Genomic DNA, 16,746 nt, shown 5'->3' on the forward strand with positions numbered 1-16,746 from the left:
ATTTTAATTTTCTACTTTTTTTCTACTAAGTAACCCCCACATTAAAAATGTTGCCGACATTAAAGAGTATCTTAATTCTTCATTACTATATAACATAATCAAAACCAAAAATATAAAAGTTCTAACAATGATTGAATTAGACGTTTTTTTTGCGAAACTAATCAGCATATAAATAAATAAAAAACCAAATAAAAATCCATAAACCGCTAATATTGTCGTAATTGTATTGGTGTTATTTCCTACATCCAATCCAAAACCAATAAGGGCACGAGTGTATTTTTCAAAGAACAATGGATAATTTTTAATTCCTACACCAAAGAAAATATTATCCAAAAAAATATTGAAATTAGCTAGAACGGACATCGCTCTAGCGAGTGAGCTACCATCTCCAATGTTATCTTTTCCCATTTTTTCAAAAATCATGCTATACAGTTCGCCCGACAAAAGAACAACTATAAAACCAATCGACAGTAATGCAACAATTAAACTTTTATTTTTTATTGAGGCTTTACTTTTATTATTTGTAAACAAGAATGAGATAAAGATAATTCCTACTGTAATAAATGCCGCTGTAGAAAATGTGCTAAATAAAGCCAATATGAAAACAAAAAGATATTTTTTATTGATTTCACTTTTAAAAAACAACTCAAATAATATTGCTATATTTAAATAAATCATAAAAACACCTGGTTCCCTAAAAATGCTAGTATTCCTTACATAACTACCGTCAGCAAAAACAATAGCAACTCCTAAATTATACATTGTTGCTCCAGCCGAATTATATTGGACTGGGAATATTTCAAAAAAAGATAAGGAAATTGACGCAATTACAAATATGATTAATGAAATGAAACTTAAAATATAAATTAGTTTCAAATAAACATCTATAAAATTTTTATATGAATAAAAATTTACAATTATCAATGCTAAAAAAAACAACCATATTTGATAAACATAGCCCCCAGAAAAGTCAAAATTCAAAAAAACGGTGATAAAAACAGAAAAGACTATAAAATAAAAGACTAAACTACTCTTAGTTAAAATCGTCAAAAACTTTAAGTTAGAAATCGTCAGTAGATATACTGTTAATAAAAGGTATATTAGGTATTTTACTGCAATATAAACTAGATTCTCGTTGGTACCAAAATTAAAAGTATCATCAGAAACAAATATTACTATAAAAAATATAAGATAATGCATCCAATTAGTTTGATCATCTGATTCTTTATTTTTTATATTTATCATTAATTTTTTATTTATTATAATATTATAAAATCCTAAAATAAAAGTCTCTTACCAAATTCTTAGAAGTAATTTGGAGATCTTTTAATTAATATATTAAAACCTTACTATATAATAATATTTTTGATTGAACTACTTTTTATGAGCTTATTAAATTGATAAAAAATGCTTATCAATAATAGATTGTACAGATTGATTTTGCCCTACTATTTCAACAAACTTATTCTTTGCATTATTACACATATGCAAATATTCAGAATTATTTAAAGTTGACATTTTATTTATTGCGTTTGCCAATTCTTCGCCACTTCCATTTTTAAAAAACAATCCATTATTTAAATCAACTAATTCATCCATACCCATAATAGCAGAAACAACTACTGGTTTCCCCACTGAAAATGATTCTAAAATAGGAAGCGCTGCATGAGGTTTTGAAAATGGAGAGATTAAAGATATAGAATTAGCATAGTAATCAAATATATTATCAACTAACCCAATTTTAATAATATGTTTAGACTTATTCAAACTCTTAATTAATGAATTAATTCTCCACATATAGGGATCAAAAAATAAAATAAATCTTTTTAGCTTGTTATCTGGAAATCTGAAATCCCCTCCTAAGAAATAAATCCTAACATTTTCATTTAAAAAAGGTAAAGCTTGAACAAATTGCTCAAAACCTTTTATTCGTTGCATTCCTCCCATATACAAGAAATGTTTAAAATTTTGATTTTGATTTACTTCATGCGAAGTGCTTCTGCCCTTAACTACTACTGGATCATATACAATATTAGTTTTGTCTTCTAAACCAACTCTTAAAGCATTATCTCTAGATATTGCAATAATTTGATCACAATATTTATTTATGCCACTTTTTATTATACTTTTTCTAATTCCAAAAACACCTCTAGCAAGGGGCTCTCTAATATGAATAAAAGTTTCTTTTTTATTCTTTTTTGCTGCCAGCGCCCAATCAGATATAAAAGTAGAATTCAGATAAATTATATCAGATTCTATGTTTAAGTTTGATAATTCTTTTTTGGCGAATATATATTTACTTAAAAAAAAACTAATTATATTTTTTAAATTCCTAGAAAAATCAATTATATCAAAATAAGATGCTTCGCTATGAACAAAGATTCCATAAAATTTTGAATAAAATCTTGACTTTGCAATAGTTACTGTGACACCTAATTTCTCGATATATTGAACTGCTTCACTATCAAAGACGCATAAAACTTGAACCTTATTTTTAAATTTAAGTTCTTCAATAAGTCCTAACAAAGCAATTAGACCTCCCCCAACACCCCTTCCGTGGTGAATTATAAGAATATTTTTCAAACTAGTTTTTAAAAAAATTTAAGATAGTAGCTCTATTAAATGGAAGCAGCATTTTAACAAATTTATAATTAAACCAAACTTTATTCTTAAATCCTTTATGGGAATTAGATAAAATTAAAAATCGTTCTTTAATATATTTTTTACTAGTTCCAGAAGAAATTCCACCATATTCAAATATTGAGATGGCACTTTTTATGTAATGAAAATTATAGCCTTTGATAAATAAATTTAAAAACAAATTATAATCTGAAGATATTTTATAATTTAAAGAAAAAGGATATTTAACCAATATTTCTCTTCTTACAAAAGAACTTTGATGACAAAAATTAAGAGAATAGTTCAACTGATATATCTCTCTTGCTTTATCAAGACTTAAAACTCCATTTTTTTTTATAAAAACATCACCATAAATGACATCATGATTTTTATCTACCAGGGCCTCATTTAACAACTTAGAAATGTTATTTGCAAACAAATCTCCGGCATTCATAAAATTAACCCATTCACCTTTTGCTAATAGAACTCCTTTGTTCATTGCATCATAAATGCCTTTATCTGGTTCTGATAACCAAAGAGTGATTTTGTCTTCGTATTTTTTAATAATCTCCAATGTTCCATCTTTACTACCTCCATCAATTATGATGTATTCGTAATTATCAAAGTCCTGATTAATTACACTCAGTATTGTTTCTTCTATAGTATTAACCACATTATATGAAACTGTTATGATAGAAATAAGAGGTAATTGTGTATTCATTTTTGTTTACAAATAATAAAACTTACGCATTAACAACTTCTTTTCGATCTAGAAAATCTAGCTCTTCTTTTATTAAAAGATCTAAAACCTGATAAAAATCGAGATCATACTGCCAACCCAATTTTGTTTTTGCAGGCGTGTTGTCCCCATAAATATCTTCTATGTCAGTTGGTCTCATAAAATCGTTATCAATTACTAATTTATTTATTGAAACATCAAGTTTCTTAAAGACATACTCAATAATAGATCGCAACGTTATGCTTTTTCCTGAACAAATAATAAAATCATCTGCCTTTTCAGCTTGTAACATTAACCACATTGCTTCTACATAACTTGGTGAATATCCAAAATCTCTTTTAATATCAATACTACCGACCTTCAAAACCCAATTAGCATTATTCTTGTTTCTAACCGTTTCTTGCAAAACTTTTTTAACAAAAAAACCATTAGACCTCAGAAAAGATTCATGATTAAATAAGACACCATTACAAGCATATACCCCATAAGACTCTCTATAATTAACTACTATCCAATGTGCTGATGCTTTTGAAATAGCATACGGACTCAATGGATGCATCGGAGTATTTACGGTAACAGGTAAGTTTGTTACTTTTCCATACATTTCACTACTCGATGCTTGATAAAATCTAACATCCGGTTTAATTATACGAATGGCTTCTAACAAATTTAGTACCGAAACAATATTGAAATTTATTGTACCTATAGGTTGTGTAAATGACAATCCAACAGAACTCTGTGCCGCCAAATTATAAATTTCATCGGGTTTGTATTTATTAATCATGTTGATTATACTTGATATATCAAGTAAATCACATTCCTCCATAATTATATCACTATCAACACCAAGTCTTTTAAGTTTACTTAAATTATCTTCATGATGACTTCTTGTTACTCCAATGATTTTATAACTTTTGCTCAATAATAATTTAGAGAGATAAGCCCCATCCTGTCCGCTAATCCCTGTAATAAGAGCCGTTTTTGTGTATATTTTCCCCATTATATTCCTTATATCACTGATTTATAAACTTCTAAAGTCTCTAAGAAGGTGGCATCCCAGGAAAATTGTTTCAATCTTTCAAAACCTTTTTCACTCAAATTTTGTCTTAAAACCTGATTATTAATCAATTCATGTGCAGATTTTCTCAAAGATTCTGCATTACGCGGGTCAAAATAAAGTGCAGCCTCACCTCCTACTTCAGGCAACGAACCTCCACTACTCAAAAGTGCTGGACAACCACAAGCAAATGATTCTAATACTGGAATTCCAAATCCTTCGTATAAACTTGGGAAACAAAAAAATAAGGCATGGGCATAATAATTGGCCAATACATCATCATTAATTATTTTTCTTAAAACAACACGATTTTCTAAATTCAAGGTTTGTATTAAAACTACTTCTTGTGGAGAAAAATCACCACCACCTGCACAAATCAATTTCAAATTAGTATCAATTAATAACTGAGCTATAGCTGAAATAAAAAAATTAAAATTTTTATAATTTTCTCTGTTACCTACAAACAAAATATAATCTTCTTCAATCAAAGGCTTATTTTCAACATCAAAATTCTGAAGCGAATTTCCCAAATAGACAACATCTATTTTTGAAGGATCAACATCAAAAAATTCAATAATATCCTTTTTTGTTGTTTCAGATATTGCAATTACTTTACTCGAATTTTCTAACAAACGTCTCTTATTGTCAAAAATCTTAATATCTGATTTAAAACTTTCATATTGATTTGAAAATTTCTCGTGTATCATGTCATAAAAAGTAACCACAAAAGGCTTCCCTTTTAATCTATCAAGAAAATAATCATCATAATAAGTGGGGTGAAACAGATCAAAATTTCCTTTCTGAACTTCTCTTATCGATTTCCTTGTATTAAGATAATTTGTTATTCTTTTCTTTCCCTTAAAATGAGAATCAGGCAAAAACCTATTCAGTTTAGGGTTAAATCGTTTGTTATAATAAGCATTATCAGTAAAAAGAGTTGCTACCTCACAACTATTTTCTATTTCATCAAATCTTTTAATCAATTCAAAAAAATATCTGGAAATACCTCCATATTTTTGCTGAGTGAATATCTGTTCGTCGAATAGTATCTTCATTTTTTCCTTAAACTTTCTGGTAATATTTTTATAACTTTTGCAGGATTACCTCCTACGACTGTCCAATCTGGCACATCTTTAGATACAACGCTTCCCGCTCCAACTATAGCTCCCTCACCAATGGTAACACCTTTCAAAATAATGCAATTCATACCTATCCAAGCGTTAGCTTTTATTAAAATTGGTTTTGATTGAACAACATCCCAATTTTTATTGGTAATAAAATTTTGACCTAGTCTATAATCACTCAACTGCTGAATAATGTCATTCTCTCTGTCTTTATAATCTAAAGAATGTGAATTATGATCATATACATAACTTCCCCAAGCTATAAACACATTGTCTTCAATTACAATCTTATTCCTACATATAAGATTACTCCCTCCTATAAAAGTATTATTACCAATTATTACTTCCCCTTTTTCAGATTCGAAAGTAATTTGACAATTTAAAATTGTATCATTTCCAACCGAAAGATAGATTTTCTCTTTCAAAGGATTATTTAAATTAATTCTAAAAGCATCTAAAAGATGAGAGCTTCCAATTTTAATATAATCTTTAAAAGAATTATACCTCGATTTCGATTGGTATTTCCTTCTAATATTCAACAAAAACTCAATCATAATTTATTTAAATTATTTAATACAATTATTAGATTTATACAAAACATAAAACATTTTTAGAATTATTAAAATAGCCAATACTAAGCGAGCAGAGTCAATTCCAATATTCAAATAAAGAAACTTTGCTAAAGCAATTATAATAAAACTTCAATATCTTACCTGTCTTTCCAAATCTTCAAAATATCTATAAAAACAGCAGTAGAATAAGTAAAAAAATGAATACAAAACTAATACTTGCAAATAAACACAACTGATTTGAATTGACACCTATCATACTTTTTAACAATAGTTAATATAAAAAAAGAAAGCTATAAAAATAGTTTATAAAAAAGAATAAACTGAAGTAAACCTACCTTTTCCTTAGTAAAGAGAGAAGACGCTTACAACGGTATTTCAAAATTTTTAAAAACGGATTTTCTGGATTCCTCAAATTATTTTTCCCTTTTTTTAGATTTTGAATTGTACTTAAAGAAAACCAATTAGAATTAATTAATATATCATAAACATTCAAAACTATGTTTCTATTTCTAATTTGGTCTTGCATTCCCCATGTACTTTCAACATATAAATGCCTAACGCTCATAACTTGCGGAATATAATAATAATTTCCTTTTCTTAAATTCAATAAATGTAATGGCCAATCACCAATGGGTAAATTTACAAAGGCATCACTAAAAACTTCTTTGGGCACAGGGGTTCTAAAAACAATAGAGGCTGTAGGTGCTATATTGTTAATAGTCATATCTTGCAGACTAACTTCTCTTGCTCCCCCAATATTTAAATATAGCGAAGAAGCTTTAGTATAATCATTCCAATATCGTTCTTCAGAATTATGAAAACATCCCGTCAATTTAGGATTATTCTGCAAAACATCAACTTGTTTTTGCAATTTCAAAGAATCTGTCCAATAATCATCGCCTTCGCAAATTGCAATATATTGGCCTTTAGACTGTTGTAAAGCCCAAACAAAATTGGACATCACCCCTTTGTTTTCTTTGTGAGAAGTGTATTTAATCCAATTCCCTCGCGGGTGCTGCTCCATTATTCGTTCAACGACGCTATTTGTCTTATCGGGAGAACAGTCATTCGCAATAATCAATTCTATATCAAAATCGAATTCCTGCATTAAAACTCCTTCGATAGCCTGAGTAATATATTTTTCATGTCCATAAGTCATCATTACTACAGAAACCATGGGATTATTCATGTGTGTGTGTGTGTTTTAAATTCGATTTTTTTTTAATAATTTTTACGGTTGCGCTCTGAGCACACAAATCAGTTTTGTCAGAAATTATCAGCAAACATACTACCTCTAAAGCTTGGGCAAATTTTCGAAATAACAATTTACTAATCCACTAATTTAATAATAAGTACCCTTATTAGAAATGCCATTTTTGAAAAACTAACAATTAAACAGACATAACTTAATTTAGCTCAAAAGCGCGCAATTATTTTCCTGATAAGTAGAGCATCTCGAATAGTGCAGTTTTCTAAGTATTCTGGTTATATCTTTTTTTCTGCAAATAATAATTTATACATTCTTCAGGGAATTTTTTTATTTTCATTTCATTAATAACCAAATCGACATCGTATATCAACTTTTTCATTTCAATATGTCCATTGGAATTATCGTATACCAAATAATTTATTAAATTAATAAATTTTCGATTTTGCCCTACACTGCCAGAATTGTAAAGCGTAAAATTATTATTTTCATATTTAAACTGATGATGGGAATGACCGATTATATAATTATTATCCAAAATTATTTCGGTATCTGGATATATATATTTGTCAAATATTGTATGTTGACAAATATAGTTTCCTACTCTACAATCTTTGATGTATTTTTTTATAGCATCAAATTGCATGAAATCATCAAAATTTTGGCAAAAAAATTGTTGGACCAAACTGTTTTCACCCGGGTAGAAGCCATTAATAAATGCTTCCTCATGATTTCCAATTAATAGTGTAGCATTAGATAGTGAAGCTGCTAAATCAACACACTCATTACTCCAGGGAGCATAATTTACTAAATCCCCCAAACAAATAAATTCTTCACAATCGGCTTCAGTTTTTAACATTTTTTCAAATGCTGGAAGATTACCATGCACATCACTAAATATTAATGTTTTCATTGATCTCTAAGGCATATTTTTCGAATAATTCATCTATATTAAAATCTATTTCTCCCAACTCAGCTATTCCACTTTTTGAAAACTCAGAAAGGATTTTTGGCGTATCACTTTCAATATTGATGATTTCTATTTCTGGATTTAATTCAGCTAACTTATTTACAAAATATTTAAAACTTGTTTCTCTACCTGAAACAATATTAATAATTTTGGGTAATGTTTTCAAGTTTGTTAATTTGTACAAATACTGAACTGCTATTTCTATTGGAATAAAATCTCTTATTGCTTCTCCGTTATTATAAATTGTTATTTTTTTTTCAAAAAAACAATCATAAACAATTTTTGACAATCCATCTCTCCTAAAATCGCCATAAAAAATGGTAGAAAATCTTACATTTGATATATTTTCAATTGGGTACTTTAAACAAAAAAGTTCATTTAAATATTTAGAAAAAGCATAATTGCTCATTTCTTTAGAATTTAGATACTGATTTTCATCCTTCAAAAAACTCATTGAGCTTAAATTAATAAACTTTATTTTGGGTTTTATAGTACTTACAATTTCTAAAATACGCTTTGTAAGAATAAAATTAGCGTCCACAAACTCCGACAAGTCATTACTATTTATAAGTGCAGCATTATGAATAATAACATCTGCTACTTTAATTTTATTCGCTAAAGTATCATCATCCATACTTCTTGCAGAAATAATTTCACAATCATAATATTTTGCGAAAGTATTTGCGATTGCACCTGAACCTGTAAATAGTATCATAACCTGTTATAATTGCTTAAACCTAGATGAGTATCTTTTTCCAAATTCTCAACATCGTTATTGTCAACTACCAATTCTTTCCAATATCTAAGTACCGTCAACTCTTTGATCTCATATTCTGGCTGTATATTTTTTAGCAAAAAATCAGCAATCATTTTCGGTTCATTAAAACCACAAAGTGTTCTAGATGCAGTAGTTCCCGAACATCTTGCATTAATTTCAAATACATATGGAATATTATCTCTCATTCTCAACTGAATATTACAAGCTCCAAATGGTTTAATTGCCTCAACAACATTTCTGACAGCTTTTTCAATAATAGGATTTATTACAGAAAAACATTTATGTGTATCACCATCTCGCAAAATTCTTCTCATTACAATCACACCTTTACAACTGCCATCTAAATTCACAGTTCCACAAGTATATTCATCCCCTTCAATATATTCCATAACAATAAAATCAGATATATTATTTCCAATTTTACCACTTATTATTTCAAATTCAGCTTTATTTCTTGCTAAAAAAATATTTTTTGATCGAGCACCACCTACTTTTTGCTTTATAATTACTGGAAAACTTTCTTCTCTTGGAATAAAATCTTTCATAGAAACAGTTAGAGGTACAACTACTCCTGCTTTTATTAGTTGATTGTATGTTTCCTGCTTATTATCTGAAATATCAACTACTTCTGGTCGACTTACTACAACAGTAGTTCCAATCTTAGCAAAAGCTTCTCTATTTAAAGATAACGGCATCAGCTCTGCATCCAAACCAGGAAATAACAATGAAATTTTTTCCTTTTTACAAATTTCTAATAATTCTTCTATATACTTCGGACTATTTGCATAGGGTATTAAATAAGAATTATTCGTCGCATATAATCCTGCTGCTAATAATTCCCCATCTAAGGCTATAACATTATATCCAGTTCCTTCTAAGGATTTAAGAATACTTTGTCCTACACCACCTCCTACTCCTGTTACTGCTATATTATACATATTTTATTAATTATTTTGAACTCTTAAAATTAAACGGCAAATCAAATCAACTTCTTCCAATGTCAGATCATAATACAAAGGAAGGCATAGAACACGTTTCGAAACAGTATCTGTCACCTCCAAATCTTGGGGCTCCAAATAAGGTAAAGTATTGGCCAAAGATGGATAAAAATAACGACGGGTAAAAATCTCATGACCATCTAAAAACTTTTTTATATTCTGTAGCAATTCCTCGCTTTCTATCACTATAGGGTAATAAGAATAATTTTCATTGGACTCACTATGCCAAAGAGGGCGATAGGCTTTCAATCCCTTTAATTTTGCATTATAATGCATTGTTAACTCTTTTCTCTTATCATATATTTCTTGTATATACTTCAGATTTACCAATCCCATGGCCGCATGAAACTCTGAATTTTTTCCGTTTATACCCAATTCGGCAAAAGAATCAAAACCAGAAATTCCGAAATTACGGATATAGGCCAGTTTTTTCAATAACTCTGCATCGTTAGTAAGAATTAAACCACCTTCAATAGAATGATAGAGCTTCGTCGCATGCAAAGAACAGGTTGAAATATCACCATATTCAAATATAGATTTCCCATCTACTTTTACACCAAAAGCATGAGCTCCGTCATAAATCACTTTCAGATTGTGCTTTTTGGCAATTTTATCAATCACCTGAACATCACAAGGATTCCCGTAAACATGCGTTGCCAGTATCGCTTCAGTCTTTTCTGTGATGGCAGCCTCTATTTTGGTAACATCTATATTTAAACTCTTCTCCTCTATATCGACAAAAACCGGTGTGCATCCCTCCCAAACAATAGTAGAAGTGGTTGCAACAAAGGAAAAAGGTGTCGTAATAATTTCGCCTGTTATATTCAAAGCTTTGATTGCCATCTGCAAAGCCACCGTACCGTTAGTCACATACAATAAATGATTAACTCTTAAATAATCCTTCAGATTCATTTCCAAATCGCTTGCCAAAGGTCCCATATTGGTTAGCCATTTACGTTTCCAGATACCATCGACTAATTGTTGGTATTCTTCTTGAGGAGGCAAAAAAGGTTTCGTTACTGGTATCATATTTTTAAAATTAGATTTTTAATATCCTGTATGCTTTCAAATTTAAACATATAAGCAACTAATAAATAAGTCAAACTACCAGATAAACTTCCTAAAATTAATCTTACAATATCAATTTGACTAGTCAACATTCTATCAACTATAAAAGTAATTGCCGCCATTATTACAGCAAAAATGAAGATTGGCAAGATATCTCTCATTTGTTGCCACATACTGTACTCCAATATCTTTCCCGCATAATGTGTATTAATGAATAATGCTAATATAGAAAAGATTAATTGTCCCCATAACAAAGCATAAAATCCATAAAAAAAACTTATAATTAAAATAATTGTTAATAATATTTTTTTTAATACTTCTAATTTTAAAAACAAGTCACTTCTTCCCTTAACTTCCAGGACGATCAAATTATACAAATGAATTGGGTAAAGTATTCCTGTAAAGCATATAATTTTAAAAATTGGTACAACAGCAAGCCATTTATCAGTGAACAGGAAAACAATCAAAGGTTTAGCTAACAATCCCATTAATACAATAATTGGTGTAATTATAAATAGGACCATTTGCATAATTTGTTTATAAGAATTTCTAAACCTAGGAAGATCATCCTGAACTTTAGAAAACAGAGGAAAAACCACTTTATTAAGTGCCCCGGAAATATTCCCTACAGGGAGCATCATTAAGGTATTCGCACGAGTATAGTATCCTACTAGTGTGGGAGAATAAAACCTACCAATAACAATGTGATAAATATTTGTAAAAATAGTATCTAAAATGGCAGATATTGTTAATTTATAACCATAATAAAAATGCTGGATAAATTTATCTTTGCTAAAAATTAATTTCGGGTACCACTTCGCATTAAACCACAAAAAAAAACTTACAAAAAACACATTAACTAAAGTTGAAGCAATTAAGCTCCAGACACCATAATTCAAATATGCCATTAAAATTCCAACTACACTACTAATAACTAAAGCAGGTAAACTTATAATTGCCAACTTTTTAAATTTCAATTCTCTAGTCAGAATTGTATTTTGTACAGTACCAAAAGCTGAAAGTATAAAGGTCAAACCATAGACTCTCGTTATACTTGTTAAACTAGGTTGGTGATAGAATTTAGCTATCCAAGGTGCCACCATAAAAAGAATTCCATAAATTAGAATACTTCCCGCAAAATTAAAGTAAAACACAGTGGAATAGTCTTCTTGTGTACATTCTTGAGTTCTTATGAGTGAACTCGTTAATCCACCATTAAATAGAGCGGATCCAATTCCCATAAAGATGGTTAACATACCAATAAGTCCAAACTCTTCTGGTAATAAAAGTCTAGCTAATACCAGTGATACTACGAAAGATATTAATTGACTCCCAAACTGCTGTAAAAAAGTCCAAATCATTCCAGATACTGCTTGTTTTCTAAGTGACATTTTTTTATATATTCTCTATAAATGAAGTTAATGTATAGTTACATCCTTCTTAAAACCTGATTTATTTTTTCTTTTTATCTAAAGAATAAAAAGTATCAAAAAATGTTAAAGAATTGGTGGTTCAAGATAGCAAACGTAACATCTTTAAAATATTAATCTTTTTACATAAATTAAAATTACTTTACTGCATAATTTAATAAAGGACTAGTTTTACTGCTTAAAATCGTAACTTTATTTTTTACTTTAGTTAGATTAATCTATTTACTTACATTGCTATCATTTCTATATGCTTACTTATATTGAGATCACATTATTCAAAGTAACATATCCTAGTTTAATAAATCTATTTATGCTTTCCAATTCGCTAGCTAGTATTTCTTTAACTAATGCAACTAAATCAGATTTAAGCTTCCAATATAATTTTTTTAATTTGGCAGAATCTACAATTAACATACAAACTTGTGTTGGACGGTAGAATTCAGGACTTACAGGAATGATTATTTTAGCCTATTTCGTTGTGAGAAAGTGAAGAATTATATTTATAACTTTGGTTATTTATTTCTAATTTTCTGAACTTTGAAAGTATAATTCTTCATTGTTTTTTAAGTACAAAATTACTTAACTAAATCTCTAAAAATTTTCGAAAATAGCAAATAAAACAACATTAAAAACACTCCTATAAAACCACCCATTACAATTCCTTTTGCTTTACCAAATCTTTCTTTAGCTAATGGCAAAATTGGTCTATCTATAACTTGAATTAACGGCGTTTCTTTACGTAGTGTTACTTTAGCTAATTCTGATTGCTTAACCAGTTCTGTTAATATAGCAGTATTTGCCTGAACATCAACCTGCCGTCTCGAAGATATTGATTTACGTACATTCATTGCTGGATTTAGATTAAAAGTATTATCAGTGGCTACTGCTACACCTGTAATAGCTCCATTTAGCTCTTTCCGAATTGAATCGACTTGACGCTCTAAAATATCCATATTCATTCTAGCTTTCTTACTTTTTGTTGTAACATAAAACATTCCAACTTGTTTAGCCAAAGCTTCACAAAAATATTTAGCAAACAACTCATCTCCTGACATTACATCAATACTCGTTATTGCTATTTTTTTATCTTTCTGACCAACTGATAATCCTCCTTTTAATAAATTTGAATAGATACTCCCTATTATACTATCTTGTACGCGGGTAAACCTTTCTCTATCTGAATTCGGCAAAAATTTAATTGACTCCAATTTTGGTTTATCTGACCAGCTCTCCCTCCATTTATTATTTTGGATAAACATCTCTGCTAAAGAAATTACTTTTCCGTCAACCTTAACTGGTGTAAGTAATGTTTTCTCAACCATTGATCTTGATTTGAATAACTCAGTCAAATTTGAACCAGCAAAAATACCTCCTCCACTTCCTCCAATATCCAAACCAAATGAACTAGCAAAGCCTAGTGCTCCACCCAGACCTCCTGATTTTTCATCCTCTAATGCAAATGTTAACGTTGCAGTATAAACAGGCTTTTTAGTAAATGAGTATAATAAACCTAGAGATCCACCTATTATTCCAGCCAAAACTATAACTTTCCAATTTGACAATAAATACAGATACCAATCTCTTAATTTTTGTATTAAATCTTTTAATGATACTTCATCATTTTCAATATTTGCATTCATCAAATGTCTATTTAAAAGCAGTTACAATTAATAATGCTAAGCTAGCAAATGCTGTTCCAAGACCAGCCCATTCCCCCGCACTCATCTTTTTCTTTTCAGGCTTCTCAGGTACAACAATCTGTGAATCTGGTTCTACTCTTGGATAAGATCTAAAAAATAAAAATGAACTTGTTACGGCTGCTTTTCCATTGGGATAAATTATATAAGCCTTTCTCTTCCACCCTTTATTATCTACACCTCCAACAGAATTAATGTAATATTTAAATCCTTTTCCATTTCTATATGGAATTTCGGAAGTAAGCAAAACGTTACCTGTAACTTTTACCCCTTCGTTATACACTGCAACCTCAATTTCATCTCCAGGAAATAAGGTAACATTAGAATAATGATTTTTGTCTTTTACAATTTTTTCCCAATTGACAGGAATAGTCGTATATTTTAGTTCGTCTCTTAATTTTTTTGATAATTTAGATTTAAGTGTATCATTAGTTTTAATATCTGATTCTTCTATAATTCCTTCTTTTTTTTCTGAAGTTTCTTTCTTTTCCAAGTTAAGATTTATGCTTTCTAATTGCTCAATCTGTTCCTCTTTGATAGGTCGTTTAATCTTCATCCCATCTAAATTAGCTATAGATGTAAGTCCTCCAGCTCTCATTACTACATTGTAAACTTTTTCTTTCTTATTTGCTAGGACATATTTTCCTGGATAAGTAACTGCTCCACTTACTTTAACCATCTCTGGTTTCTCATAAACTGCCATTCTACGAATATTAATAACATCAAAAGGTCTTAAAACAAAGTTTTTAATTTGCTCGTTATTATCTGCGGTTATCTCCAACTCAACCAATTCTATACGTTTAGGATCCGCATCATCAATAGCATCAGATTTAATCATTCTAGCAATTTCAACTCTTTTTGAAGCAGAACCAGTTAATCCACCTACTTGAATAACTAAATCATTTAAAGTTAAATTTTCAAAATATTCATACTCTCCAGGATTTTTTACTTCCCCGTCTATAGTTACTTTATATTCTTCTCTAAATTCTAATATAGAATATACCGTCACTATATCTTCTCTTTTTAGTTCAATATCTGCATTTAAATCTCCTGACAAAGCAGCACCTAAATCTACATTAACAATTTCTGTTGTCAAATCTGTTTTTAAACGGATGATTCTTGCTCTTTTACTATAAGCATCTTCTTTTAATCCTTCTGCTCTTGTGACAAGATCTGAAATCCTCATACCTTCTGTAAAAGAATAATAATCTGGTCTAAAAACAGCCCCTTCAATCTTGATACGATTTTCAAATCGATTTAGAATCTTAGTAATTCTAAAAACATCTCCGGATTGAGGTTGATAGGAATTATATTCACTTTCGTTTATATCGTGGACTTTAAATTCTTTTCCTGTCTTTTGTAAAACATTTACCGAAGCTGTATAAGCAAATTCGTTAAATCCAGACGCAAAATTTAACAAATCAGAAAACTTCTCACCTTTTTTCATTTCAAAAATACCTGGACGCTTAACTTCTCCCTCAACGGTAACTCTTTGACTATAGGCAGGAATTCTAATTACATCATTTTCTTTTAAGGCAACATTATCAGATTGATCTCCTTTAACTAAGAATCTATAAATATCAATATTCTTATAAACTTTATTATTTCTTATCAATTCGATATTTCGATAACTACCATTTTTTCCGGGCCCACCTGCTAAATGCAAAGCATTATAAACAGTTGCTAATGAAGAAATCGAATAATTTCCTGGTTGCTTACCTCCTACGATTGTTACTTTTATAGTACGTATTTTTCCTAAACTAATGCTCACTTGAGATTGTCCCGAGCGAACGGTACTGTAAACTTTAGCAATAGCCGCTTTTATTTTTTGAGTAGCAGCCTCAATAGACATTCCAGAAACAGAGATTTGTCCTACATAGTCTATACTTATTTTTCCTTCTACACTTACAGGTATATTGGCATTATATTCTTGAACTCCATAAACGCTTACTTGTAATTCATCACCAGGGCCAAGAACATAGTTCATAGGAGTAGCCAAATTTAAATCAGGCTCAAAATTTAAAGTGGGATTATCAAATAGTTCCGAACCAAAAATTAGTGCATTTAAAGAATCTTTTACTTTCTCATTTTTTATTTCACTTTGTTTCCTTCCAAATTCTGAAGTTTTTTCTCCATTTTTTGATTTTCCCTCTTTACTTTTATCTTTTCCTCCATCTTTTGCATTTTTTCTTTCATAATCATTAAGCTTAACCTTAAGTTTGTTAAACTCAGTTTGACTCATCCCCTTTGAAAGCACCATTGATTCAACCTGATCAATAGTGGCATTATTACTTTTTAGCTGAGCACTAATTTTTGCTAAATCATCATCAGATAAGTAATCAACTTTTACTGTACTTAAATCTTTAGATTTCATAATATCTTGTGCTGTTGCATTAAAAGTAATGAATGCAAAAAATAGGGTAAGAACGTATATTATTTTTTTCATGTTTATGAGAAAATTATTTAAAAGAAATTTATTAATTATTT

Annotated in this window: 14 protein-coding genes; all 14 read right to left on the reverse strand. The window is 29.4% G+C overall.

The features are described from left to right. Positions 1-3: 3 nt before the first annotated feature. The 14 genes from NCC77_RS21630 to NCC77_RS21695 all read right to left on the reverse strand — a co-directional run bounded on the left by NCC77_RS21630 (position 4) and on the right by NCC77_RS21695 (position 16,705). A complete protein-coding gene (locus NCC77_RS21630; protein WP_250837439.1) occupies positions 4-1,245 on the reverse strand; it encodes a hypothetical protein in 1,242 nt (413 codons plus the stop codon). Positions 1,246-1,392: 147 nt separating this feature from the next. Continuing rightward, positions 1,393-2,583 carry a glycosyltransferase gene (locus NCC77_RS21635; RefSeq protein WP_250837440.1) on the reverse strand — a complete coding sequence of 397 codons (1,191 nt, stop codon included), beginning with the start codon at positions 2,581-2,583 and terminating at the stop codon, positions 1,393-1,395. Between the two features lies 1 nt (position 2,584). Beyond that, positions 2,585-3,340: a glycosyltransferase family 2 protein gene (locus NCC77_RS21640; RefSeq protein ID WP_250837441.1), complete on the reverse strand. Its 756-nt coding sequence runs from the start codon at positions 3,338-3,340 to the stop codon at positions 2,585-2,587. A 22-nt stretch (positions 3,341-3,362) separates the two neighbouring features. Beyond that, entirely contained in the window at positions 3,363-4,358 is a 996-nt protein-coding gene (locus tag NCC77_RS21645) for a GDP-mannose 4,6-dehydratase (protein WP_250837442.1), read from the reverse strand. Positions 4,359-4,366: 8 nt separating this feature from the next. Continuing rightward, positions 4,367-5,470 carry a glycosyltransferase family 4 protein gene (locus NCC77_RS21650; protein ID WP_284705098.1) on the reverse strand — a complete coding sequence of 368 codons (1,104 nt, stop codon included), beginning with the start codon at positions 5,468-5,470 and terminating at the stop codon, positions 4,367-4,369. After that, positions 5,467-6,093: an acyltransferase gene (locus NCC77_RS22995; RefSeq protein ID WP_284705099.1), complete on the reverse strand. Its 627-nt coding sequence runs from the start codon at positions 6,091-6,093 to the stop codon at positions 5,467-5,469. Before NCC77_RS22995 ends, NCC77_RS21650 begins: the two co-directional genes overlap by 4 nt. A gap of 349 nt (positions 6,094-6,442) precedes the next feature. After that, on the reverse strand, positions 6,443-7,300 hold the full coding sequence (locus NCC77_RS21660; protein WP_250837444.1) for a glycosyltransferase family 2 protein: 858 nt from the start codon (positions 7,298-7,300) through the stop codon (positions 6,443-6,445). A gap of 283 nt (positions 7,301-7,583) precedes the next feature. Beyond that, a complete protein-coding gene (locus NCC77_RS21665) occupies positions 7,584-8,231 on the reverse strand; it encodes a metallophosphoesterase family protein (RefSeq protein ID WP_250837445.1) in 648 nt (215 codons plus the stop codon). Then, complete coding sequence (locus NCC77_RS21670; RefSeq protein ID WP_250837446.1) at positions 8,212-9,003, reverse strand: NAD-dependent epimerase/dehydratase family protein; 792 nt, start codon at positions 9,001-9,003, stop codon at positions 8,212-8,214. The genes NCC77_RS21665 and NCC77_RS21670 overlap by 20 nt, the downstream gene beginning before the upstream one ends. Next, positions 9,000-10,004 carry an ATP-grasp domain-containing protein gene (locus tag NCC77_RS21675; RefSeq protein WP_250837447.1) on the reverse strand — a complete coding sequence of 335 codons (1,005 nt, stop codon included), beginning with the start codon at positions 10,002-10,004 and terminating at the stop codon, positions 9,000-9,002. Before NCC77_RS21675 ends, NCC77_RS21670 begins: the two co-directional genes overlap by 4 nt. Before the next feature lie 6 nt (positions 10,005-10,010). Then, entirely contained in the window at positions 10,011-11,093 is a 1,083-nt protein-coding gene (locus tag NCC77_RS21680; protein WP_250837448.1) for a DegT/DnrJ/EryC1/StrS family aminotransferase, read from the reverse strand. Then, complete coding sequence (locus NCC77_RS21685) at positions 11,090-12,523, reverse strand: lipopolysaccharide biosynthesis protein (RefSeq protein WP_250837449.1); 1,434 nt, start codon at positions 12,521-12,523, stop codon at positions 11,090-11,092. The genes NCC77_RS21680 and NCC77_RS21685 overlap by 4 nt, the downstream gene beginning before the upstream one ends. A gap of 614 nt (positions 12,524-13,137) precedes the next feature. Next, positions 13,138-14,202: a Wzz/FepE/Etk N-terminal domain-containing protein gene (locus tag NCC77_RS21690; RefSeq protein ID WP_250837450.1), complete on the reverse strand. Its 1,065-nt coding sequence runs from the start codon at positions 14,200-14,202 to the stop codon at positions 13,138-13,140. Positions 14,203-14,209: 7 nt separating this feature from the next. After that, positions 14,210-16,705 (reverse strand): SLBB domain-containing protein, encoded by a 2,496-nt coding sequence (locus tag NCC77_RS21695; protein WP_250837451.1) that lies wholly within the window; start codon positions 16,703-16,705, stop codon positions 14,210-14,212. Positions 16,706-16,746 lie beyond the last annotated feature (41 nt).

The organism is Flavobacterium tyrosinilyticum, assembly GCF_023656565.1.
Taxonomy (GTDB): domain Bacteria; phylum Bacteroidota; class Bacteroidia; order Flavobacteriales; family Flavobacteriaceae; genus Flavobacterium; species Flavobacterium tyrosinilyticum.